The 21948-nt window shown below is 59.9% G+C and carries 20 protein-coding genes and 1 riboswitch; of the genes, 6 read left to right on the top strand and 14 right to left on the bottom strand.

Going from position 1 to position 21948, the window contains the following annotated elements; translation table 11 throughout:
• Positions 1 to 7 precede the first annotated feature (7 nt).
• From G5306_RS04735 to moaA, 7 genes are all read right to left on the bottom strand, one after another.
• A complete protein-coding gene (locus tag G5306_RS04735) occupies positions 8 to 463 on the bottom strand; it encodes a nitrate reductase cytochrome c-type subunit (RefSeq protein WP_005334452.1) in 456 nt (151 codons plus the stop codon).
• A complete protein-coding gene (napH, locus tag G5306_RS04730) occupies positions 463 to 1338 on the bottom strand; it encodes a quinol dehydrogenase ferredoxin subunit NapH (RefSeq protein ID WP_257687424.1) in 876 nt (291 codons plus the stop codon). The genes G5306_RS04735 and napH overlap by 1 nt, the downstream gene beginning before the upstream one ends.
• Positions 1335 to 2072, bottom strand: coding sequence for a ferredoxin-type protein NapG (gene napG / locus G5306_RS04725; protein WP_139410605.1), 738 nt, complete (start codon positions 2070 to 2072; stop codon positions 1335 to 1337). Before napG ends, napH begins: the two co-directional genes overlap by 4 nt.
• 16 nt (positions 2073 to 2088) lie before the next feature.
• Complete coding sequence (napA, locus tag G5306_RS04720) at positions 2089 to 4578, bottom strand: nitrate reductase catalytic subunit NapA (protein WP_421312468.1); 2490 nt, start codon at positions 4576 to 4578, stop codon at positions 2089 to 2091.
• 101 nt (positions 4579 to 4679) lie between these two features.
• Positions 4680 to 4934 carry a chaperone NapD gene (locus tag G5306_RS04715; RefSeq protein WP_031227438.1) on the bottom strand — a complete coding sequence of 85 codons (255 nt, stop codon included), beginning with the start codon at positions 4932 to 4934 and terminating at the stop codon, positions 4680 to 4682.
• Positions 4935 to 4963: 29 nt separating this feature from the next.
• The gene (gene napF / locus G5306_RS04710) at positions 4964 to 5506 is read right to left on the bottom strand and encodes a ferredoxin-type protein NapF (RefSeq protein ID WP_139410607.1); all 543 of its coding nucleotides are present in this window, start codon (positions 5504 to 5506) and stop codon (positions 4964 to 4966) included.
• A 239-nt stretch (positions 5507 to 5745) separates the two neighbouring features.
• Complete coding sequence (gene moaA, locus G5306_RS04705; RefSeq protein WP_421312467.1) at positions 5746 to 6741, bottom strand: GTP 3',8-cyclase MoaA; 996 nt, start codon at positions 6739 to 6741, stop codon at positions 5746 to 5748.
• A riboswitch (molybdenum cofactor riboswitch) is annotated at positions 6729 to 6869 on the bottom strand. Its footprint overlaps the gene before it by 13 nt.
• A 78-nt stretch (positions 6870 to 6947) precedes the next feature.
• Between moaA and narQ the strand changes: the two genes are divergently transcribed.
• The 3 genes from narQ (at position 6948) to G5306_RS04690 (ending at position 9977) form a co-directional block, all read left to right on the top strand.
• Positions 6948 to 8660, top strand: coding sequence for a nitrate/nitrite two-component system sensor histidine kinase NarQ (narQ, locus tag G5306_RS04700; RefSeq protein ID WP_201937096.1), 1713 nt, complete (start codon positions 6948 to 6950; stop codon positions 8658 to 8660).
• Positions 8660 to 9298 (top strand): two-component system response regulator NarL, encoded by a 639-nt coding sequence (narL, locus tag G5306_RS04695; RefSeq protein ID WP_005334471.1) that lies wholly within the window; start codon positions 8660 to 8662, stop codon positions 9296 to 9298. The genes narQ and narL overlap by 1 nt, the downstream gene beginning before the upstream one ends.
• 103 nt (positions 9299 to 9401) lie before the next feature.
• Positions 9402 to 9977 carry an LON peptidase substrate-binding domain-containing protein gene (locus G5306_RS04690; protein ID WP_201937094.1) on the top strand — a complete coding sequence of 192 codons (576 nt, stop codon included), beginning with the start codon at positions 9402 to 9404 and terminating at the stop codon, positions 9975 to 9977.
• A 249-nt stretch (positions 9978 to 10226) separates the two neighbouring features.
• Here G5306_RS04690 and G5306_RS04685 read toward each other — a convergent pair whose 3' ends face one another.
• Positions 10227 to 12323 (bottom strand): ATP-binding protein, encoded by a 2097-nt coding sequence (locus tag G5306_RS04685; RefSeq protein WP_421207948.1) that lies wholly within the window; start codon positions 12321 to 12323, stop codon positions 10227 to 10229.
• Between the two features lie 17 nt (positions 12324 to 12340).
• On the bottom strand, positions 12341 to 13525 hold the full coding sequence (locus tag G5306_RS04680; RefSeq protein ID WP_421312466.1) for an FIST signal transduction protein: 1185 nt from the start codon (positions 13523 to 13525) through the stop codon (positions 12341 to 12343).
• Between the two features lie 113 nt (positions 13526 to 13638).
• Between G5306_RS04680 and G5306_RS04675 the strand changes: the two genes are divergently transcribed.
• Complete coding sequence (locus tag G5306_RS04675; protein WP_201937091.1) at positions 13639 to 14553, top strand: gluconeogenesis factor YvcK family protein; 915 nt, start codon at positions 13639 to 13641, stop codon at positions 14551 to 14553.
• 39 nt (positions 14554 to 14592) lie between these two features.
• Here the strand turns inward: G5306_RS04675 and G5306_RS04670 are convergent, their stop codons facing one another.
• The 3 genes from G5306_RS04670 to lpcA all read right to left on the bottom strand — a co-directional run bounded on the left by G5306_RS04670 (position 14593) and on the right by lpcA (position 16772).
• Positions 14593 to 14928, bottom strand: a complete 336-nt coding sequence (locus G5306_RS04670; RefSeq protein ID WP_005353511.1) for an Hpt domain-containing protein — start codon at positions 14926 to 14928, stop codon at positions 14593 to 14595.
• 291 nt (positions 14929 to 15219) lie between these two features.
• Positions 15220 to 16029, bottom strand: a complete 810-nt coding sequence (locus G5306_RS04665; RefSeq protein WP_421172031.1) for a class II glutamine amidotransferase — start codon at positions 16027 to 16029, stop codon at positions 15220 to 15222.
• Positions 16030 to 16193: 164 nt separating this feature from the next.
• Entirely contained in the window at positions 16194 to 16772 is a 579-nt protein-coding gene (gene lpcA / locus G5306_RS04660; protein WP_005334485.1) for a D-sedoheptulose 7-phosphate isomerase, read from the bottom strand.
• Between the two features lie 256 nt (positions 16773 to 17028).
• On the opposite strand from lpcA, the gene fadE reads away from it, so the two are divergent.
• Both fadE and G5306_RS04650 read left to right on the top strand, forming a co-directional pair.
• Entirely contained in the window at positions 17029 to 19485 is a 2457-nt protein-coding gene (gene fadE / locus G5306_RS04655; protein WP_421230722.1) for an acyl-CoA dehydrogenase FadE, read from the top strand.
• A 179-nt stretch (positions 19486 to 19664) separates the two neighbouring features.
• The gene (locus G5306_RS04650; RefSeq protein WP_421312465.1) at positions 19665 to 20939 is read left to right on the top strand and encodes an amidohydrolase; all 1275 of its coding nucleotides are present in this window, start codon (positions 19665 to 19667) and stop codon (positions 20937 to 20939) included.
• Positions 20940 to 21020: 81 nt separating this feature from the next.
• Here the strand turns inward: G5306_RS04650 and G5306_RS04645 are convergent, their stop codons facing one another.
• Positions 21021 to 21368 carry an RnfH family protein gene (locus tag G5306_RS04645; protein WP_005353535.1) on the bottom strand — a complete coding sequence of 116 codons (348 nt, stop codon included), beginning with the start codon at positions 21366 to 21368 and terminating at the stop codon, positions 21021 to 21023.
• On the bottom strand, positions 21361 to 21795 hold the full coding sequence (locus G5306_RS04640) for an SRPBCC family protein (protein ID WP_005334496.1): 435 nt from the start codon (positions 21793 to 21795) through the stop codon (positions 21361 to 21363). Before G5306_RS04640 ends, G5306_RS04645 begins: the two co-directional genes overlap by 8 nt.
• Positions 21796 to 21948: the final 153 nt, after the last annotated feature.

The raw sequence follows: 21948 nt of genomic DNA, 5'->3' as shown, positions 1-21948 counted from the left end.
GGATTCCTCAGTTCAGCGCTTCAACCGGTTTAAAGGTATTTTCCACCAGCGGCTTGGCATCCGCTTGCGGTACATGGCACTGCAGGCAGAAGTAGCGACGCGGCGACACTTCACCCAGGGTCAGGCCGTCGCGGGTCTCGAAGTGAGTCGGACTGATCTTGGGGGCCTTCATGGCGCTGGCATTCTTGAAGCTGTGGCAAGCCAGGCACTTGTTGACCTTGGTGTCCACCTCATAGTTGCGAATGTCGTGGGGGATCAGCGGCGGCTGATGCATGTACTGGCGATCGTAGGGCGCACCATCCTTGCGGAAGTTTTTCAGGGGCGCGGCAGTGGCATCGGTCACCAGATCGGTGGCGCCACGCTCGGACTTGAGGCCACCGGTACTGTTGGTGATCTCGGGGGCCGCTGCCATCAAGGATCCCGCCATCAGGCAGGCCAGCATTGCTCCAATCAGCTTTTTCATTATTTGTTCTCCGACGTTTTTTCTGCCTTGACGGCAAAACCTACAGTGATTTCAAAAACTTGTTCCGCGCAGACATCGATGCAGCGGCCACAGTTGGTACACTCCTGAGCCGCAATCAAGGGCCCGTGACCGCGCTTGGCACCATGAACAGGTCCGCGCAGGATGGGACGTTCCGGGCAGACCGCATAACAATCCATGCAGTTGTTGCACCGCTCGCGCCCCTTGGCAGAAATCTTGATAAATCCGACCCGGTTGACCAGGGCATAGAAGGCCCCCACCGGACAGAGATGACCGCACCAGCCCCGCTCAACCACGAAAAGATCGAACAGGAACAGCGCCGCCAGCAGGGCCCAGCCAGCCCCCATGCCAAACAGCAGACCGCGCATGGCGAGCGACACCGGATTGACCAACTCCCACGCCATCACCCCGACCACCGCTGGCACCACCAGCACCATGGCCAGCAGCCAGTAGCGGGTCGCACGGCTGAACTGGCCATTGCCCTTGAGGCCAAGGCGCCCCCTGAGCCAGGCTGCTGCATCCGTGATAAGGTTGACCGGACAGACCCAGGAGCAGAACACCCGCCCCCCCACCAGCCAGTAACCGGCCAGCACAATGGCAGCCCCCAGCCAGAGGGTGGTGATGGGCCAGTGGCCCGCCGCCAGCGACTGCAACAGCGTAAGGGGATCGGTCAGCGGCATTGTTTCCAGCAACAGCGAGCTGGAGAGGTTGCCCTTGAGGATCCAGATGCCCGCCAGCGGCCCCAGCAAAAACAGCCCGAGCACGCTGAACTGACTCAGCCGACGAAGCATCAGGAAGCGGTGGGAACGCCACCACCCCAGCTTGATGCGAGCCTCTTCCCCCGGATAACGACTCATAACCCCTCCGGTTTGCGGGTGGGCAGGGTGAGCCTGTCGCCGATGAGCGACTTGTTCCCCGCCTTGGCCTTCTCTTCCCAGCCGAGCCGGTAGTGATGACCCAGCTCACCTTTGGCAAGCTGGCGTGGCACCACCTTGATGGCCGCTTCCTCCAGCACGCAGGCATGCTCACACTTGCCACAGCCGGTACAGATATCGCTGTGTACCGTGGGCAGGAACATGGCGTGCTTGCCGGTACGCTGGTTATGCTGCAGCTCAAGAGTGATCGCCTTGTCAATCAGCGGGCAGACCCGATAACAGACATCGCAACGCAAACCCAGATAGTTGAGGCAGGTCTCGTGATCGATGAGCACTGCTACCCCCATCCGGGCCTGATCGATGTCGGTCATCTGCTGATCCAGCGCCCCGCTCGGACAGGCCACCACGCAAGGGATGTCATCACACATCTCGCAGGGCACGGCACGCGCCTTGAAATAGGGGGTGCCAGTGGTCACAGGGTCAAACAGCCGGGCGAGCTTGAGAGTGTCGTAGGGGCACGCCTCGACGCAGAGCCCGCAACGCACGCAGGCGCCGAGAAACTCTGCTTCATCGAGGGCGGCGGGCGGACGCAGCGCCTGGGCAGGCACAGCTTGTGCCTGCTGGCGGGCCACGCCACCGAGCCCCACGCCAAGCAGGCCCACACCGCAGGCCCCCTTGGCCATGTCGGCCAGAAACTGGCGACGACTACGACTCATCTCGCACTCCCCCGCCTTAAGCCTTCATCACCTTGACGGCGCACTTCTTGTAATCGGTCTCTTTCGAGAGCGGATCGGTGGCGTCCAGGGTCAGCTTGTTGACCAGCTGGCTCGCATCAAAGAAGGGCATGAAGACCAGTCCTTTCGGCGGACGGTTGCGACCACGGGTCTCGAGCCGGGTCTTCACCTCGCCACGGCGGGAGGAGACGATCACCTCTTCACCACGACGCACGCCGCGAGCCTTGGCATCGTCCGGGTGCATGAAGAGCACCGCATCCGGGAAGGCGCGATAGAGCTCGGGCACCCGACGGGTCATGGTGCCGGTGTGCCAGTGCTCCAGCACGCGGCCGGTGGAGAGCCACAGATCGTACTCTTTATCGGGCGACTCGGCGGCGGGCTCGAACGGCAGGGCGAAGATGACCGCCTTGCCATCGGGCTTGCCATAAAAACGTACCCCCTCGCCCGCTTTCACATAGGGGTCGAACCCTTCGCGATAGCGCCACAGGGTCTCTTTGCCATCTACCACAGGCCAGCGCAGACCACGGGCTTCGTGGTACTGATCGAACGGTGCCAGATCGTGACCGTGGCCACGACCGAAGGTGGCGTACTCCTCGAACAAGCCCTTCTGAACGTAGAACCCGAAGTGTTCGGCTTCGTCGTTCAGCAGCCCCTTGCTCTGCTCTTTCGGGAACTGGTTGACCTGACCGTTGGCATAGAGCACATCGAACAGGGTTTTGCCCTTCACTTCCGGCATCTTGGCAATCAGCTCAGCCGGCCACACTTCCTCAACCTTGAAGCGCTTGGAGAACTCCATCAGCTGCCACAAGTCGGACTTGGCCCCTTCCGGCGCTTTCACCTGCTGGTGCCAGAACTGGGTGCGGCGCTCGGCATTGCCGTAGGCACCCTCTTTCTCCACCCACATGGCGGTGGGCAGGATGAGGTCAGCGGCCTGGGCAGTGACGGTCGGGTACGGGTCGGAGACCACGATGAAGTTGCGCGGATCGCGATAGCCAGGCAGGCGATCGGTATTCATGTTGGGGCCGGCCTGCATGTTGTTGTTGCACATCACCCAGTAGGCATTGAGCTTGCCGTCCTTGAGCATGCGATCCTGCAGCACGGCGTGGAAACCCACCTTGTCGGGAATGGTCCCCTCCGGCAGTTTCCAGATCTGCTCGGCAATGGCGCGGTGCTTGGGCTCGGTCACCACCATGTCGGCAGGCAGACGGTGGGCAAAGGTACCCACTTCACGGGCGGTGCCACAGGCAGAGGGCTGGCCGGTCAGTGAGAAAGGACCATTACCCGGCTCGGAGATCTTGCCGGTCAGCAGGTGGATGTTGTAGCAGAGGTTGTTGGCCCAGACGCCACGGGTATGCTGGTTGAAACCCATGGTCCAGTAGGAGACCACCTTCTTGCCCGGGTCGGCATAGAGCTTGGCCAGCTTTTCCAGCTTCTCTTTGGAGACGCCGGAGAGCTTGGAGACCGACTCCACATCGTAATCCGCCACGAACTTGGCAAACTCCTCAAAGGTCATCGGAGTGGCATCGCCGCTGTCCGGGTTCTTCGCTTTCTGCTGCAGCGGATCGGTCGGGCGCAGGCCGTAACCGATGTCGGTGACCCCCTTCTTGAACACGGTGTGCTTGTTGACGAAGTCCCAGTTCACCTTGTCGTTCTGGATGATGTAGTTGGCGACATAGTTGAGGATCGCCAGGTCGGTCTGCGGAGTGAACACCATGCCGTTGTCCGCCAGCTCGAAGCTGCGGTGCTCGAAGGTCGAGAGCACGTGCACCTGCACATCCGGGTTGGAGAGGCGACGATCAGACATCCGCGACCAGAGGATGGGGTGCATCTCGGCCATGTTGGAGCCCCACAGCACGAACGCATCGGCCTGCTCGATATCGTCGTAGCAGCCCATCGGCTCGTCCATGCCGAAGGTACGCATGAAGCCAACGACCGCAGAGGCCATGCAGTGACGGGCATTGGGGTCAATGTTGTTGGAGCGGAAACCGGCCTTCATCAGCTTGGCGGCGGCGTAACCTTCCCAGACGGTCCACTGGCCGGAGCCGAACATGCCGACGGCGGTCGGCCCCTTCTCTTTCAGGGTCGCCTTGAACTTCTCGGCCATGATGTCGAACGCCTGATCCCAGCTGATGGGGGCGAAGTCGCCATCCTTGTCGAACTGGCCGTTCTTCATCCGCAGCATCGGCTGGGTCAGGCGATCCTGGCCGTACATGATCTTGGAGAGGAAGTAGCCCTTGATGCAGTTGAGGCCACGGTTGACCGGTGCATCGGGGTCGCCCTGAGTCGCCACGACCCGACCATCCTGAGAGCCCACCAGCACGGAGCAGCCGGTACCGCAGAAGCGGCAGGGAGCCTTATCCCAATGGATGGCCGTCTTGTCGGTACTGGTGATGAGATTGGCTGCCAGCGTGGGGGCACTGACACCGGCCACGGCAGCGGCAGCTGCCACCGCGTTGGCCTTCATAAAGTCGCGTCGACTCAGCTTCATGGCATATCCTCACATTGCTTATCGCGTAATAGTTGTCGAATCTGTCGAACGGGAGCCAGCCATCAGCGGCAGAGGGCACGCCCGGCATCCCATCACTCTTTTCAGTGACCGCCCAGTTCATCGAACTGGTGGTAAATCAGGGCGGCAGAGAGCACACCCGGCATCGCCTGTATCGCATCAATGGCCGCCATGATCGGCCGCTGGCTCGGACCTTCCAGGGTCACGACCAGCTTGCCCTCGTCACTGACGGCGTGGATCTCGGCCCCTTCAAGGGCGCCAATCTGCTCGGCGAGCTGATGGCGCAAGGGGGGCTGGGTCAGCACCACCAGACTCGATACATGGAACTCCTGATCCATTGTGGCTTCTGTGTCACACGGCTTCTGACTCATTCTGACTCCTGCTTGAGGGTGGACTGGCTCGTAACACCGGATGGGGCGGCTCGCCCATCGACCTTGATGCTGCCAACCGGACAATCCTGCACGCAGGCGCCGCAGCCATTACAGCGATCCGGCTCGACCGTCGGGGTGGGCACACGCCCCAGCACCGGAATAAAGCGAATGGCATTGGGCTCGCAGCTGTCCTGACAGCGCTGGCAAAACACCTGACCATTGGCCAGACAGTTGGCCTCGATATGGGCCTTGTAGTGCCAGGGGGACTCGCTGGTCGGGCGAAACAGCGGCACCTTGCAGACCGTGACGCACTCGGTGCAGAAGGTGCATTCGCCACGCTGGAAATCGACCACCGGAAAACCGCCCTCGCCATTCACCAGGATCTGCTCCGGACAGGCGGCCAGACAGTCCCCGCAGCGGGTACAGTCGGCGACAAATGCCGACCAGTTGACTGACCAGGGCAACTGCACCGGCGGTTCGGCAGTTCTCAGCCGCCCCCGGAACAGGCCGCGGCGGGCAAGATCGATCTCATCCGGCATGTTGACTCCTGTTCTGGTGAAAAAGGGGACAGTGCGAGTCCATGATTGGCATTCTTGATACCAATTATAAGAGTGGGTGTATATTGCGGCCCTGACAAGGTAAGGGATATACCACCAGGGAGATAAACAGGGGGGATTCTTGCGCCAGATCAAAGCCTTGCAGCGCAATAAAAAAGGAGGTATCGGTTAAAATACCTCCATGTGAGGATTGCTATTTAATCGTTGGCGATTTTTTGCGGTTATCCGCCGATCGAGGCGAGATGAGGGGTGATGCCGGCATTGCCCTCATGGAGACGATGGGTGGCACTCTTGCCCGCCAGTGCCGCGCGAATGCGCTGTTGCAGCTCATCAGATTGCCCATCTGCGCCGAGCAGATCCCGCAAGTCGATGCCGTTGTCGCCAAACAGGCACAGATGCAGCTTACCCAGCGAGGAGACCCGCAGCCGGTTGCAACCGGCACAGAAATCCTTGCTGTAGGGCATGATGAGCCCCACTCCGCCCTGCGAATCGGGGTGCATAAAGACCTGCGCCGGACCGTCATCCGTGCCCCGCAACTGCTGCACCCAGCCGCTCTCCAGCAAGCGCTGTTTGATCTGTTCACCGCTGACATGGTGGTCACGAAACAGGGTATCCATCTCGCCGGTCTGCATCAGCTCGATAAAGCGCAGCTCGATGGGCTTGTGCCTGATCCAGCCCAGAAAGGCATCAAGCTGGTAGTCGTTGAGCCCCTTAAGCAACACAGCATTGATCTTCACCGATTTGAAACCGGCGGCCAGTGCTGCTTCGATCCCCTCCATCACCTCGGCCAGCTTGTTCTCACCGGTGATCTGATGAAACTGGCGCGGGTCGAGACTGTCGACACTGACATTCAGCGCGTTGAGTCCGGCATCAAACCACTCCTGGGCCCGCTCCTTGAGGCGATAGCCGTTGGTGGTCATGGCGACCTTCTCGATACCCGGGGTGGTGGCAATCACCTTGACGATCTCGGTGAAATCGCGGCGCAGGGAGGGCTCGCCCCCCGTGATCCGCACCTTGCGGGTGCCCATGGCGGCAAAACCGCTGACCACACGGCGGATCTCGTCAATCGAGAGAAAGGGTTGACGCCCCGCTTTGTGAACTTCCGGGGGGCGATAACCGTCAGGCAAGCAATAGGTGCAACGGAAATTGCACACATCGGTCACCGACAGACGCAAATAGTAAAAACGACGGGAAAAACCATCTTCAAGTGGCAACATAAACACCTTTCCAAATACGGGAGGCCAGGGCATTTCTTTCCTGACCCTTACAGCTCGAACGTCGGCTGACGGCTGGTTTCCCCCTATCGCTAGGACTTAGGCAAAACCGCTCGGAGTTCATCTAGTTTTTCGATGCTAACACAAGTTGGAGTACACTCCCACGCATCTTGCGGGGTCCTTATCACTATTCAGAGGTGCGCATCAGTATGGGAAAACGGTTCAGGGTCCATTCGGTCAGCAGTGCCATTGGTCGCGCCATGGTGTTGATCCTCTTCATGGCCAGCCTGATCGCGCTGGTCGCCATGGTCACCCTCTTCTACTCGGTACCCGATGCCAAGGCGATCAACCTCTCCGGTTCGCTGCGGATGCAGGCCTACCGGATGGCCTACGAAATCGAGCGGGGCGACAGCGTGCTGGGACGCCTCTCCCAGTTTGAAGAGACCCTGCACGCCGAAGAGCTGCAGGAGACCCAGCGCTGGATCACGCCTGCCTCCCTGCGCCGCACCTATGGCGAAGTGCTCGGCCAGTGGCAGGTGATGCGCCAGCACATCGAGGATCGCACCCCCAGACGGTACACCGATAATACCGAGCAGTTTGTGGCGGCCATCGACAATTTCGTCAATCAGATGCAGTACCACGTGGAATTCAAGGTGAGGATGCTGGCGCTTGCGGAGGGGCTCGGCCTGCTGGCCATCATCACCATCGCCTGGTTCACGGTGCGCTTCACCCGTCAGCAGGTGGTCGCCCCCCTCAACCAGCTGGTCTACTGTGCCCGCCAGATCCAGCGGCAGGATTTCGATCTTAAGCTGCCCGCCCACGGCGAAAACGAGCTGGGGGAACTGTCGCGCGCCTTCGTCACCATGGCCGACGAGCTGGGCAAGCTCTATCGGGAGCTGGAAAACAAGGTGGAAGAGAAAACCGCCAAGCTGCAACAGGCCAACGACACCCTCTCGTTTCTCTACTCGACCGCCCAGAAGCTGCACGCCGCCCCGCTCAGTACCCGTACCCTCATCAAACTGCTGGACCGCGCTGCCGCCCACCAGCATATCGACCATATCCGGCTGACCCGCTTCGAGCACAACGCCATGCCGGTCTACATCTCGGGGCGCACCGGCTGGCCCGGCGATCTCGATGCGGTCGCCAGCTTCTATCTGCAGATGGATGAGCAGGAGTTCGGCCGCCTCGACATCATCAGCCAGCACCCCATCGATGAGCGGTTGATTAAAAACTTCACCATGCTGCTGGCTCAGGTGCTGCACAAAGACCAGACCCTGCTGCAACAGCAGCGACTGCTGCTGATGGAGGAGCGGGCGGTGATCGCCCGCGAGCTGCACGACTCGCTGGCGCAAGCCCTCTCCTATCTCAAGATCCAGTCCACCCTGCTCAAGCGCTCTTACGCCAAGGGGCAGCATGACAAGGCGCAGGAGGCGATGCAGCAGATCGACGAGGGGCTTAGCAATGCCTATACCCAGTTGCGCGAACTGCTCGGTACCTTCCGTCTCACCATTGGCGATGCCAATCTGGGGGAAGCGATCCGCGTCATGCTTGATCAACTGCAGCCTCAGACCCAGGCCGAAATCCGGTTCCATTACGGACTGGCCGACAACGACTTGGAGGCGGGCCAGCATATCCACATTTTGCAGTTGATCCGTGAGGCAGTGCTCAATGCCATCAAACATGCCAACGCGCAAGTGATTGATGTTAGCTGTGAGACCCTCGCCAGTGGTAACATTGAGGTTCAGATTTCAGATGACGGTGTCGGGATCGGACTCGCCAGCTCGGCGATCAACCATTACGGGTTGAGCATCATGAACGAGCGCGCCAGCAAACTGCACGGTCTGCTGACCATCAACGAGCAGCAACCACAAGGCACCTGCGTGCATCTGACCTTTCCCACCAGTCTAACGAGAGACGCCTGATGGACGAGATGAAATACACAGTTCTGGTCGTAGATGACCATCCCCTCATGCGCAAAGGGATTGTGCAGCTGCTGGCTCTGGAAGAGAACATGGAGGTGACCGGTGAAGCCTCCAACGGCACAGATGCCGTGGCGCTGGCCAAAGAGTCCGAGCCGGATCTGATCCTGCTCGATCTCAACATGAAGGGGCTCTCCGGCCTCGATACCCTCAAGGCGCTGCGCGCCGAGGAGATCACCTCCCGGGTAGTGATCCTCACCGTCTCCGATGCCCGTCAGGATGTGGTGGCTTTGCTCAAGGCCGGTGCCGACGGCTACCTGCTCAAGGATACCGAGCCTGATCTGCTGCTGGCCCAGCTGGCCGACGTGATGACCGGCAAGCAGATCCTGAGCGAACCGCTGCGCCCCTATCTCGAAAACATCTACGAGCTGGATCACCTGCAGCAGAAGCTGGAAAGCTTAACGCGTCGCGAAATGCAAATCCTGCGCGAAATTGCAAAAGGCCTCTCCAACAAACAGGTCGCCTCGGTACTCCATATCTCCGAGGGAACGGTCAAGGTTCACGTGAAGAGCCTGCTGAAGAAACTCGAGGCGCAAAGCCGCGTGGAAGCGGCTGTCATGTATCTGGAGCAGCGCAACTAAGCGCCCTCAACCGCCCGAAAAGCCACCCTCCGGTGGCTTTTTTCATTCTCTGGCACAGTCGCTGCATTGTCATATTCAGCAACTACTCAATGGAGGATGGAACATGAAACTACAACCTTTGGCACTGTTCCCCTTGCCTTCCCACATACTGCCGGGCGGCAAGCTTCCTCTGCGTCTGTTCGAGCCACGCCACCTGCAGATGCTCAAGGAGTCATTCATCAACGATCAGGGCTTTGGCATCGTGATGGAAGAGTCGACCACCTCGGGACAATCCGGCCGCATTCTGCCGGTGGGCACCCGGGTCAAGGTGACTGACTTCTACAGCCTTAATGATGGCCTGCTGGGAGTGACGGTGCTGGGACTGGAGCGCTTCTGCATCCACGAGATGGAAACAGACGAGATGGGCCTGCGCCGGGCCAAGGTGGAGATGCTGCCCAACTGGCCGAGCACCCACTCAGATTTCAACGACAAGCTGCTGGTCAATCGCCTGCGGGAAGTGTTCGAGCAGTATCCGGAGCTTGATGAGCTCTATCCGGACAAGCGCTTTGAAGATGCCGCCTGGCTCTGCCAGCGCTGGCTCGAGATATTGCCGATGCCGATTTATGAAAAGCAGATGCTGATTGCCAAACAAAACAGCGAAGCGGCCCGTAAATTTCTGCATCGCCTGATTTCACAATGACAAAAACAGCGTTGCAAAATGCAATTATTCCAACAATGAAAATGTGAAATTCGCATTTTGCGAGTAAGTAGGAACGCAAAACGCCATAACAAGAGAGAGCCGCTGCGCTAAACGGCCAAAATTGAACACAAAAGAGTCCTAAAAAAGTTGGCACAGATTTTTCATATAGATTGATACAACCCGATTTATCCCGTGCTCTCTTCAGTATTTGCTGAAGAACTGGTCAACCCACAAAGTTGACCATTTTTTTTATCCGCGCGTCGGCAACCGCTGACCAAAGTGACGCTGCAAACACTCTCTCAACCGTGACAAGGTGATAGGCTTGGCGAGAAAGTCATCCATCCCCTGCGCCAGACAGCACGCCTTGTCCTCCGCCATCGCATTGGCCGTCAGGGCGACGATAGGCATGGTGCATCCCAACTCACGCAAGCGTCGGGTCGCTTCCAGTCCGTCCATCAGGGGCATCCGCATATCCATCAGGATCAGATCCGGGAGCTGCTCATCCACCTGCGCCAGCGCTTCCAGACCATTGGCAGCCAGCCGAACCTTGCCCACCAGTTTTTGCAGCATCAGCGACACCACCAGCTGATTCACCGGGCTGTCCTCCACCACCAGCACATCCAGTGGCAACAGTGCCGAAGCCCCCTCCTCCCGCTGCGGCTGGCTATGGCAGGGTAGCGCCATGCCGGGCAGTTCGAACCAGAAACAGCTTCCCTTGCCCGGCTCGCTCTTCAGGTGGATCTCTCCCCCCATAAGCGTCACCAGACGCTTGCTGATGGCAAGACCGAGGCCGGTACCGGAAAAACGCCGGGTGGCCGAGTTGTCGACCTGGGAGAAGGGTTCAAACAGCAGCGCCTGATCCGCATCAGCGATCCCGATCCCGGTGTCGGAGACCGAGATCAGCAGCTTCTCATCCTGCCAACCCAGATGGAGAGTGACCTCTCCCTGTTCGGTAAATTTGAGGGCGTTGTCCAGCAGATTGCCCATCACCTGGGTAAGACGCACCGGATCTCCCTGCAGCTCGGCAGGGACAGCTTCATCTACCCCATAGCTCAGTGTTATGCCCTTGCCGTCGGCACGGTTCTGCAACGGTTCGATCACGGATTGACACAACTGGATCGGTTGCAAGGTCTCGCAATGGAACACCAGGGTCTGGGACTCGATTTTAGAGAAATCGAGCACATCGTCGATGATGGTCTGCAGCAATCTGGCAGAGTGGGTGGCATGACGTAGCAACTGCTTCTGCTCGGGTGCCAGCTCGGCGTGTAGCACCAGGTCGAGCATCCCCAGCACCGCATTCATGGGGGAGCGGATCTCGTGGGTCATCATGGCAAGAAACTGGGATTTGGCACGGTTGGCCGCCTCCGCATCGTCCCGTGCCCGCGCCAGCTCCTCTTCACGATGGATCTGGTGGCTGATATCGCGTGCGGTACCGCGATATCCCGTAAAAGCCCCCCCATGATCAAAACAGGGTTCGGCACTCACCTCCATCCAGCGGGGGCCGTCGAGCATCGCAACCTGCATGCGTACAGCCCGAACCGGTTTACGCTGCTCCAATAGGTCGAGATATGCCTGTGACTCAGTACTCTGCTTGTTGCAGACATAGTCATAGAGGGTCGGCCGGGTTGCCAGCGGGGTCATCTCGTCAAGGTAACCGGGCTCGGAAGCATAGCTGAGCCGGTGTTCGGCATCGGTCTCCCAGAACCAGTCGGAGGCCATGGCGGCAAAACTGCGAAAACGGCGTTCACTGGCCTGCAGGGCCTGAGTTTTTAAATCGACCTGCTCCTGCAAGCGGGCCCGATAGGCAATGTTGACCAGCGCTTGTGAAATCAACGGACGGCAGCGCTGCATGGCCGCCTTGCTGGTCAGATCGAAGGAGCCGGCCAGCGAGTGCCGACAGAGGATAACGGCGGTAAAGCCGGGGGCCTGCAGCCCGGTCAGCATCAGGCTGGCCCAGCCCGGCTCGCTCGCCAGCGGTGCCAGCTCAGGCAACTGGAACGGGTCATAGATCACCAACGTCTCTCCGGCAATGGCACGAGCAAAGGCCGGGGTCATCAACCAGCTGCGACCGCACTGTTCCGGCTCGGTACTGAGGTGGGTGATGCCCTGTTCCCCACTCCAGGCCACCACATCCGCATGTTCAAATCCAATAAAGGGCTTGAGCACTTGAATGAGGCTCTCCAGCACCTGCTCCAGCGTTTTGGCATCAGCCAGTGTAGCCACCCCTTTCAGCAGGGTATGGGATTCATGACGATACTTGGCCTCGCGCTCACGACAGCGCATAAGATCGACCAGGGTCGCCTGCAGTTTGTCGCCAAGGGCTTCCAATTCACTGTTGCCAATCATCTTGTATCCTGCTCTGCTCAAGCGGTCAGAAAGATCACACTCGATACCATCAGGTTGCCGTGGGCCAGCTCGCCATTGGGCAGCCGCCCCTGCTCGCCGAAGGTAAAGGGGGTGATAAAAGGGATCTTGCCGAGGCGAGCCTGGCTCTGCTCGACAAATTGGCACAACATATCACCTAGCGCCAAACGACAACCAGCACAAAAGATGATGAGAGCGCCGATAGGCTGCAATTCCACGTCGACCCCATACCCTGGCTCGATACGCATGGCATTGAGGCTGCGCTGCAACAACCCTTCCTGACTGCTGTACATCAACAGCAGACGCTCCCCTTGCACCACATCGGTAAAGAGCCGCAGCCCGCCCTGTTCGGTCACCGCTTCGGGGTGGGAGAGTTTGTAGTAAGGAATGCCATCCAGCGCTCCCACCTGACGGGCCAGCGGGGTGAGCGTGGTCTCCCGCAAAATCGCCCCCACCGGCCAGGGCTGCTCGCGACCGCACCAGCGGGCATAGACCTCGGCAGCAGGCTGGTGATCGATGGTGAGTACCTCCCGCCCGTTGCAGGCGGTGATCTCACCACTGAATTCGGCAGGCACATAACCGGAGTGAAACTGAAAAGCCAGCTGGCAATCGGGATAGAGCACCGCCAGACCGATGCCATCCTGAGCCACCGCCTCATCCCAGCAGAGCTGCCAGTCACCGCTGACGCTGCTATCAGCCGCGGATCCACCGACCACCGGCACCGAGGCACCGAGTTCTGCCTCGATTCCGGCCAGCAGCCCCTCCTCCTTGCCGGGACTGGCATGAAACAGGATCAGCTGGGGCAGCTCGCCCGGTCGACCACAGTCGCTCATGGCTCGGCGCAGCAACTGCCGCACATCCACCCCGTCACCGCTGGCACCGGCTACCCCGAATGCCCCTTTCTCATCGTACAGAGCAGCAACCGCCAGCCCATATCCGTCTCGGGCGTGGTGTCCCATCTCGGTCATGACACCACCGCAAGAGCTGCACCCAAGCAGGCGGGTCGTCGGGAACTGGCATTTGAGCGCGTCGCGCAGTATCGCCCCCTCATGGGCTTGGGTAAAATAGAGCAACAGCAGGGAGGGGGCCTGATCGGCATGGTGGCGCAGCTGCGCGCAGATATCTTGGGCCGCCAGCGATGAATTCTGGGCGAGGGAGTGAACGGTCAGAAATTTCAACACCATCTCCTTGTTTTATCGAATGGCAGCCTCAAGCAAAAATCATACCTTTATCAAACAATTATCTCGCTTCGCTTGCTAACATAGCGGTCAACTGAGACCAATGACAGGACGCCCATATGTGGCAAAAAAACATCAATGACTTCGATCGGGTCGTTGCCATCGGTGGTGGCCATGGTATGGGACGAGTGCTTTCGTCCCTCTCGTTTCTCGGTCAACGGCTCACCGGCATCGTCACCACCACAGATGATGGCGGCTCGACCGGACGCCTGCGCAAGAGTCAGGAGTGCATCGCCTGGGGCGATCTGCGCAACTGCCTGAACCAGCTGGTCACCGATCCCAGCATCGGCAGCCTGTTGTTCGAATACCGCTTTGCCGGCAAAGGCGAGCTGGCGGGCCACAACCTTGGCAACCTGATGCTGCTGGCGCTCGATAATCTCTGTGTCCGTCCTCTTGATGCTATCAAGCTGATCAGTGACATGCTCAAAATAGAGTCACAATTGCTACCCATGTCTGAATTTCCCACCGATCTCTGCGCCCATATGGAGTGTGGCACCCAGATCCTGGGAGAGGTATCCATCGATCAACTGGCAACACCACCCCTCTCCCTCGGCCTGATGCCGGAGGTGCAAGCGACCCGCGAAGCGGTGCTGGCATTGCAGCAGGCGGACATGATCATTCTGGGGCCGGGCAGTTTCCTCACCTCCATCATGCCGCCATTGCTGCTGGCCGAGATCGCCCAGGCCATCAACGAGAGCAGCGCCATGCTGGTTTTCGTCTGTAATCTGGTGGCGGAAAACGGCCCTGCCAGCCAGCTGGATCTGATGAGTCAGTGTCGCTGGCTGGAATCCCGGGTCGGTCAGGGTCGGCTGGATGCCATCCTGGCCCCACAGGGCGCAGGTGATGCGGGGGGCTGGCAAGGGCGTGTGATCGAAGCCGAGCTGGGCGAGCTTGAGCTGCCCCATCGGCACGATCGATTGAAGCTTAAACTGGCGCTGGACCGGATCATCCAGCAACTGCTCAACCAGCGTTAGGCAACGGTCACTGCGCCCCGGCACCCCTGCATGGCGCCGTTACTGATAATCGGCAAGAAACGCGAGCACTTGGGGCAAGGAGGCCTCCAGCAGTTGCAACTGGCGCTCTGCCTCTGCCACATCGGCCTGCTTGCTGGCCATCTCAAGTGCCATCACCTGCTGATAACTCGGCATGGCGCCATAGCTGCCACAGGATGATTTCATGCTGTGCGCCACCCGAGCCAGCGCCTCCCACTCTCCCTGTTCATAGAGGGGTCTGAGCTGACTCAGCTGCTCGCCCACCTCTTCAATAAAGACTGCGATGACCACGGGCAGCATATCCGGACCGATATCCTCTGCCAGCTGCTGCAACACCTTGCGATCCACCCACTCCATGCGAGGCTCCTCCAGAACGGTATTCAAACAGACCATACTATAGATAGTTTTCGATGTCGTGGCTCACGACCAGGCAGTGATGAAGCACCCGATTGGATGGCTCAGGGAATAAAGTGGCAAAAAATGTGATCAGTATCGAAATAGCGATGCTCAAGCGCCCGTCAAGCCAACAACTTGATTGCCACAAATTAACAATTGATCAACACTCAATGCCGTCAGAGTGATGATGCTCAGCAACACCTCTCATCCCTTTTGCCTTTTATGGCTGCTGCGAAGAACCAGGGTAGGTATCTACCCTGGTATTTTTTTATCTTGCCCAAGCGCAACCCGATTGGTCGCCACCCGCTCCCCAAGCCGGAACAGATTGAATTCGCCGGGGGCCATCTTGATCCAGTTCTCATTGCCGGTCAGCGGCCGCGTCGTGACCAGCGTCACCACATCGTTGGGTGTGGTCTCGCTCTGGAAATCGATCACCACCTCCTCATCCAGCAAACTCGCCTCGCCAAATGGCGCGCAGCGAGTCAGCCAGTGCAGGTTGTTGCTGCAGTAGCTCATCACATACTCCCCGTCCGAGAGCAGCATGTTGAACACCCCGAATGCTCTGAGCTCATCACACAAGGTGGCCATATAGCGAAACATGGCGGGAAAGTTTGCAGGACGCTTGGGGTACTTCTGCTCCAACCGGTCGAGCAGCCAGCAGAAGGCGTGTTCGCTGTCGGTATCCCCTACCGGACGGTGGCGACCGGTTGGCAGCTTCTTGTAACCGGTCAGCTGACCGTTGTGGGCGAAGGTCCAGTAACGGCCCCACAGCTCACGGGTAAAGGGGTGGGTATTTTCCAGTGACACGCAGCCACGATTGGCCTGCCGAATGTGGCTGACCACAGCGCAGCTCTTGATGGGCAGCGCCTGTACCAGTCTGGCGATGGGAGATTGGGCGCTGGGCTCGGGATCCTTGAAGGTGCGAAAGCCCTTCCCTTCGTAAAAGGTGATCCCCCAGCCATCCTTGTGGGGCCCGGTCTTGCCGCCGCGCAGCATCAACCCGGTAAAGCTGAAGCAGATATCGGTCGGCACATTGGCACTCATGCCGAGCAGTTCGCACATATCCGGCAGACTCCTTTCATGATTTGGCTTGTGTCATGTTCGACCAGCACGCTGGTTCGACAGACAGCAGGGGAAGGCGCAATCTCTTCCCCTGTGACTGGCAACAACCGGCCGATGGCGAACCATGCTACCGGCGTTGCCCTTGTCTGGTAGTGACAGCCTGATTACTTGGCCATCTCTTTTTCGACCAGCTGGATCAGGATGTGGATCACCTTGATGTGCACTTCCTGAATACGGTCGGCATAGCCAAAGTGCGGCACGCGGATCTCGACATCCGCCAGACCTGCCATCTTGCCGCCATCCTTGCCGGTCAAGGCGATCACTTTCATCCCTTTGGCGCGGGCCGCCTCGATGGCTTTCAGGATATTGCCGGAGTTGCCGCTGGTAGAGATGCCAAGCAACACGTCGCCACGGCGGCCGACCGCTTCTACGTAGCGGGAGAAGACATAGTCATAGCCAAAGTCGTTGGAGACGCAGGAGAGGTGGCTCGGATCGGAGATGGCGATACCGGCATAACCCGGGCGGTTCTCGCGGTAACGACCGGTCAGCTCTTCGGCGAAGTGCATGGCGTCACAGTGGGAGCCACCGTTGCCACAAGAGAGCACCTTGCCCTCTTCTTTGAAAGAGTCAGCCAGCAGTTTGGCGGCCGCTTCGATGTTTTTCAGGTTCTGCTCATCAGCCAGGAAGGCCTGCAGCACGCTGGCAGCTTCGGTCAGTTCATTGCGGATCAATTCTTGGTACATGATGTCTCTTCCACTGTTTTTAGTGTGCGTGTAGATCGCGGCTATTCTCGCACAAGCGAATCGCACAGTCGCCCCCCTGCGAGCCACAGCGCTGGCGGCGCGTGAGCGTTATGGGGATCACAGAGAGAAGGTAATAAAGATGTAAACAGCTTGATAACTTTGTGCGTATGAATTACAACAGGGGCCATATCCAACAGGTCAGACCTCTGGATGAGTTACACCAAGTTGGCACATTTATACACGCAAGGAGCAAGCAATGACGACGACCCTCACTCTGCTCGGGGTGATCCTGGTTATCGGAGCCCTGGCCTATCGCCGGGCATCCCTGTTCATCTCCACCCTGGTCACCGGCGCCGCCCTGGCGCTTGGCGCCATCTATGGTCATGTGCCCTTGCTGGTATGGGCGCTGTTCGCGGTGATCGCCATCCCGCTCAATCTGGTGGAATTTCGCCGCAATCAAATAACCAAGCCGCTGTTCAAGATCTACAAATCGATCATGCCGGAGATGTCCCGCACCGAGAAAGAAGCGATCGAAGCGGGCACAACCTGGTGGGAAGCCGATCTGTTCGCGGGCAACCCGGACTGGAAAAAACTGCACGCCATTCCGGTCAGCACCCTATCTGCCGAAGAACAGGCCTTTATGGATGGTCCGGTCGAGGAAGTGTGCCGCATGGTGAGCGACTGGGAAGTGACCCACGAGCGCGCGGATCTCTCCCCCGAGGTGTGGCAATACCTGAAGGACAACAAGTTCTTCGCCATGATCATCAAGAAGAAATATGGCGGTCTGGAGTTCTCGGCCTACGCCCAGTCCTGCGTCCTGCAAAAACTGTGCGGAGCCAGCGCCGTGCTCGCCTCCACCGTCGGCGTGCCCAACTCGCTGGGCCCGGGCGAACTGCTGCAGCACTATGGCACCGACGAGCAGAAAGATTACTACCTGCCCCGCCTGGCGGTAGGTAAAGAGATCCCCTGCTTCGCCCTGACCAGCCCGGAAGCGGGCTCTGACGCCGGCTCCATCCCCGACTTCGGTATCGTCTGCAAGGGTGAGTGGGAAGGAAAAGAGGTGCTCGGTATGCGCCTCACCTGGAACAAGCGCTACATCACGCTCGCCCCCATTGCTACTGTGCTGGGTCTGGCCTTCAAACTGCGTGACCCGGAACACCTGCTGGGCGAAGAGGAAGAGCTCGGTATCACCTGCGCCCTCATTCCCACTCACATCAAGGGTGTCGGCATCGGCCGTCGCCACTTCCCGCTCAACGTGCCGTTCCAGAACGGCCCGACCCAGGGCAAGGATGTATTCGTCCCGCTCGATTTCATCATCGGTGGCCCGGCCATGGCTGGTCAGGGCTGGCGCATGCTGGTCGAGTGTCTGTCGGTTGGCCGCGGTATCACATTGCCCTCCAACAGCACAGGTGGCGTCAAGATGCTGGCCCTGGCAAGCGGCGCCTACAGCCGCATCCGTCGCCAGTTCAAGCTGCCCATCGGCAAGATGGAAGGGATTGAAGAGCCGCTGGCCCGCATCGGTGGCAACGCCTACATCATGGGCGCCGCAGCCAACCTGACCGTGACCGGTATCGACCTTGGCGAGAAACCCTCGGTCATCTCCGCCATCGTCAAATACCACCTCACCGACCGTGCCCAGAAGTGCATCATCGATGCCATGGACATCCACGGCGGCAAGGCCATCTGCATGGGCCCCAACAACTATCTGGCCCGTGGCTATCAGGGTGCGCCCATCGCCGTTACGGTAGAAGGGGCCAACATTCTGACCCGTAGCATGATCATCTACGGTCAGGGCGCTATCCGCTGCCACCCGTATGTACTGCCGGAGATGCTGGCTGCCAGCCATCCCGACAAGGAGCAGGCGCTGAAGGATTTCGACAAGGCGGTATTCAGCCACGTCGGCTTTGCCATCAGCAACCTGGTGCGCAGTTTCTGGCTCGGTATCACCGGCGCCCGCTTTGCCGCGGCCCCGTACAAGGATCAGACCAAGGGCTACTACCAGCAGCTCTCCCGGCTCTCGGCCAACCTGGCGTTCCTGTCAGACATGGCGATGGGCACCCTGGGTGGCGAGCTCAAGCGCAAGGAGCGGGTCTCCGCCCGCCTTGGCGACGTGCTGAGCCAGCTCTATCTGGCCTCCAGCGCCCTAAAGCGCTATCAGGACGAGGGACGCCAGCAGGCCGACCTGCCGCTGCTGCACTGGGCACTGCAAGATGCCATGTTCAAGGCCCAAGAGGCGATCGACGAGCTGCTGCGCAACTTCCCGAACCGCTGGATTGGGCTTGCCCTGCGCGCCGTGGTGCTGCCGCTGGGTCGTGACCTGAACCGTCCATGCGACAAGCTGGACCAACAAGTGGCCCGTCTGCTGCAAACCCCGAGCGAAACTCGCAGCCGCCTGGCCAAGGGCCAATACCTGACTCGCGAAGAGGGCAACCCCTTCGGTCTGCTGGAGCAGGCGCTCGATGACGTGCTGGCCGCCGAGCCGCTGTTCGAGAAAGTCTGCAAGAGCGATGGTATCAAGCGTCCCTTCATGGCGCTGGACAAGGTGGCCGACATCGGCCTGGCCGCTGGCGTACTGACCCAGAGCGAAGCCGAGCTGCTGCGCCGCGCCGAGGTAAGTCGCCTGCGCACCATCAACGTCGATGATTTTGACCCCATCGATCTGGTGGCCAACAAGAAGCTGTTTGAAGCCTCCGCTTACCATCACGCGGCCTGATAACCAGCTATCGACAACGCCTCCCTTGTGGAGGCGTTTTTTATGGGCGCTCGCCACTATTCACGGCCCTCACAGCCACCACTCGCACGCACAGCTCCCCCGACCAGCTGCAGCCCCCGTGTGGTCAGCCGGGAAAAAAGGCACAATAGCCGACAAATCGAATCACCAAGGAAGCCAAGATGACCCTTGAGCACCTGATCCTGTGGCGCCGCGACCTGCACCGCCTGCCAGAAGCCGCCTGGAAAGAGTTTCGCACCACCAGCCTGATTGCCCACCATTTGAGCGAGCTCGGTTATCGCATTGTGCTCGGCGACAAACTGCTGGCCAGCAATCTGATGATGGGCCGTGATGTGGATGTGGCGGCCGAGAAGGCTCGCGCCCGTCGTCAGGGAGCCCATCCCGACTGGCTGGAGCGGATCGGCGATGTCACCGGGCTGATGGGGGAGCTGGATACCGGCCGTCCCGGCCCGACCCTGGCCTTTCGCTTCGATATCGACGCGGTGGAGGTGGAAGAGTCCGATGCCGAACAGCACCAGCCGCAGCAGGAGGGTTTTGCCTCCCACAACAAGGGGTGGATGCACGCCTGCGCCCACGATGGCCACACCGCCATCGGCATGGGGCTGGCCAGCAGCCTGATGGCGATGAAGGAGCAGCTGTGCGGCCGCATCAAGCTCTTCTTCCAGCCCGCCGAAGAGGGGTGCCGCGGTGGCAAGGCGCTGGCCGCCGGGGGGGCACTCGATGACGTGGATGCCCTGCTCTCGCTCCATATCGGTATTCACGCTGGCAGCGGCGAGCTGGTGATCAACCCCACCGAGTTCCTCTGCTCCACCAAGTTCGACGTCCACTTTATGGGCTCCGCCGCCCACGCAGGGCTCGAACCCAACGCTGGCAGCAATGCGCTGGCAGCCGCCTGCATGGCCACTACCGCCATGCTCGGCATTCCCCGCCACCGCGACGGCATGACCCGTATCAACGTCGGCCAGCTCCACGCTGGCAGCGGCCGCAACGTCATCCCCGATCACGCCGAGCTGCGCGGTGAGACCCGCGGCGCCGACAGCACGCTCAACGACTATATGTTCAGTCAGGTACAGCGCATCGTCGAAGGGACTGCCCTCGCCCACGGTGTCACCTATCGCATCATCAAGCAGGGTGAGGCCATTGCCCTCGACAACAGCCCGGCACTGCAGGCCGAGCTGGCGGCGCTGGCCCGCAAGCAGGGACTCGCCACCATCCAGACTCGCCGCTTTGGCGCCAGCGAAGATGCCGGTTTTCTGATGGAGCGTGTGCAAAAGCAGGGGGGCGAAGCGGCTTACCTCATCCTGGGGGCCGATCTGGCGGCGCCGCACCATCACAACGAATTCGATTTCGATGAGCGGGTGATGCAAAGCGGGGTAGAGCTACTGGCCGCCTGGGCCCGTGCACGACTGGGTGTGGCAGCAGCAGCCCTCTCTTGATATCCCCTCGGCAAGCTCACCGGCTAACGGGATCAAAAAAAGGCGCCTAGGCGCCTTTTTTCTGCAAGAAAAACCTGAGCACTACTCGCGGTGCTTGCGATGCACATCGGGGCGACCACCGGTCACGCTATCGGCTCTCCCCTCCTCTTTGGCCTTCTCGGCCCGCTTTTTGCGCATCTCGCGGGGATCGGCGATGAGCGGGCGGTAGATCTCGATACGATCGCCGTCGTGCAGCGGCTCGCTCCCTTTCACCGGGCGGCTGTAGATACCGAACTTGTTGACCGCCAGATCGATCTCGGGGTGTTTTTGTACGATGCCGGACTGCTCGATGGCTGCCAGCACGCAGGTCTCGGGCGCCACCCGCAGGGCAATCACCGTCTGCTGCTGCGGCAAGGCATAGACAACCTCGATGTTGAGCTGGTCAGACACCGTAGACCTCCTTCGCCCGGTTGGAGAAGGCGGAGACCATGGAGCTCACCAGATCGCGGAACACCTGACCAAATGCCACCTCGATAAGCTTGGAGGTAAACTCGAAATCGAGATCAAACTCCACCTTGCAGGCATCCACATCGAGCGGGGTAAAGGTCCACCAGCCCGCCAGCTTGCGGAACGGGCCATCCACCAGCTCCATCCTGATCTGACGGTTCACATCCAGCTGATTGCGGGTAGTAAAGGTCTTGGCAATCCCCGCCTTGGCCACATCGACCGACGCCATCATGTAGTCATCGCCAGCCTCGTGGACACGGCTGCCGACACAGCCGGGCAAAAACTGCGGATAGGCATCCACATCGTTAACCAACTTGAACATCTGTTCTGCACTGAACATCACCAGGGCACTGCGCGTAATTCGGGGCATGGCTTTTCCTCATCCAATCGGCGCGATTTTATCACCATGTTTGGGGTTGTGGAGGTAAAACCTCAGCCAAACCGCTCAGAAAGCCACCACTTGACCTGCTGCGCGTTTTACAGCCGCCCCTGCCTACGTATAATACGAGCCTCCTAGTCATTG

Origin of the sequence: Aeromonas sp. 603404 (assembly GCF_049171775.1) — a bacterium.
Taxonomy (GTDB): domain Bacteria; phylum Pseudomonadota; class Gammaproteobacteria; order Enterobacterales; family Aeromonadaceae; genus Aeromonas; species Aeromonas veronii_A.
The sequence above is the reverse complement of the archived record's forward strand: the minus strand, read 5'-3'. Positions and strand labels throughout refer to the sequence as shown.

What these genes read in the sequence shown, in the direction of transcription:
- G5306_RS04680 (WP_421312466.1), bottom strand. Translation starts at nt 13,525, where the DNA reads ATGGTGTTGAAATTTCTGACCGTTCACTCCCTCGCCCAGAATTCATCG.
- napG (WP_139410605.1), bottom strand. Translation starts at nt 2,072, where the DNA reads ATGAGTCGTAGTCGTCGCCAGTTTCTGGCCGACATGGCCAAGGGGGCC.
- fadE (WP_421230722.1), top strand. Translation starts at nt 17,029, where the DNA reads ATGACGACGACCCTCACTCTGCTCGGGGTGATCCTGGTTATCGGAGCC.
- G5306_RS04735 (WP_005334452.1), bottom strand. Translation starts at nt 463, where the DNA reads ATGAAAAAGCTGATTGGAGCAATGCTGGCCTGCCTGATGGCGGGATCC.
- napH (WP_257687424.1), bottom strand. Translation starts at nt 1,338, where the DNA reads ATGAGTCGTTATCCGGGGGAAGAGGCTCGCATCAAGCTGGGGTGGTGG.
- G5306_RS04665 (WP_421172031.1), bottom strand. Translation starts at nt 16,029, where the DNA reads ATGTGCGAACTGCTCGGCATGAGTGCCAATGTGCCGACCGATATCTGC.
- narQ (WP_201937096.1), top strand. Translation starts at nt 6,948, where the DNA reads ATGGGAAAACGGTTCAGGGTCCATTCGGTCAGCAGTGCCATTGGTCGC.
- narL (WP_005334471.1), top strand. Translation starts at nt 8,660, where the DNA reads ATGGACGAGATGAAATACACAGTTCTGGTCGTAGATGACCATCCCCTC.
- napF (WP_139410607.1), bottom strand. Translation starts at nt 5,506, where the DNA reads ATGCCGGATGAGATCGATCTTGCCCGCCGCGGCCTGTTCCGGGGGCGG.
- G5306_RS04715 (WP_031227438.1), bottom strand. Translation starts at nt 4,934, where the DNA reads ATGGATCAGGAGTTCCATGTATCGAGTCTGGTGGTGCTGACCCAGCCC.
- G5306_RS04690 (WP_201937094.1), top strand. Translation starts at nt 9,402, where the DNA reads ATGAAACTACAACCTTTGGCACTGTTCCCCTTGCCTTCCCACATACTG.
- moaA (WP_421312467.1), bottom strand. Translation starts at nt 6,741, where the DNA reads ATGTTGCCACTTGAAGATGGTTTTTCCCGTCGTTTTTACTATTTGCGT.
- G5306_RS04640 (WP_005334496.1), bottom strand. Translation starts at nt 21,795, where the DNA reads ATGCCCCGAATTACGCGCAGTGCCCTGGTGATGTTCAGTGCAGAACAG.
- G5306_RS04675 (WP_201937091.1), top strand. Translation starts at nt 13,639, where the DNA reads ATGTGGCAAAAAAACATCAATGACTTCGATCGGGTCGTTGCCATCGGT.
- lpcA (WP_005334485.1), bottom strand. Translation starts at nt 16,772, where the DNA reads ATGTACCAAGAATTGATCCGCAATGAACTGACCGAAGCTGCCAGCGTG.
- G5306_RS04685 (WP_421207948.1), bottom strand. Translation starts at nt 12,323, where the DNA reads ATGATTGGCAACAGTGAATTGGAAGCCCTTGGCGACAAACTGCAGGCG.
- G5306_RS04650 (WP_421312465.1), top strand. Translation starts at nt 19,665, where the DNA reads ATGACCCTTGAGCACCTGATCCTGTGGCGCCGCGACCTGCACCGCCTG.
- napA (WP_421312468.1), bottom strand. Translation starts at nt 4,578, where the DNA reads ATGAAGCTGAGTCGACGCGACTTTATGAAGGCCAACGCGGTGGCAGCT.
- G5306_RS04670 (WP_005353511.1), bottom strand. Translation starts at nt 14,928, where the DNA reads ATGGAGTGGGTGGATCGCAAGGTGTTGCAGCAGCTGGCAGAGGATATC.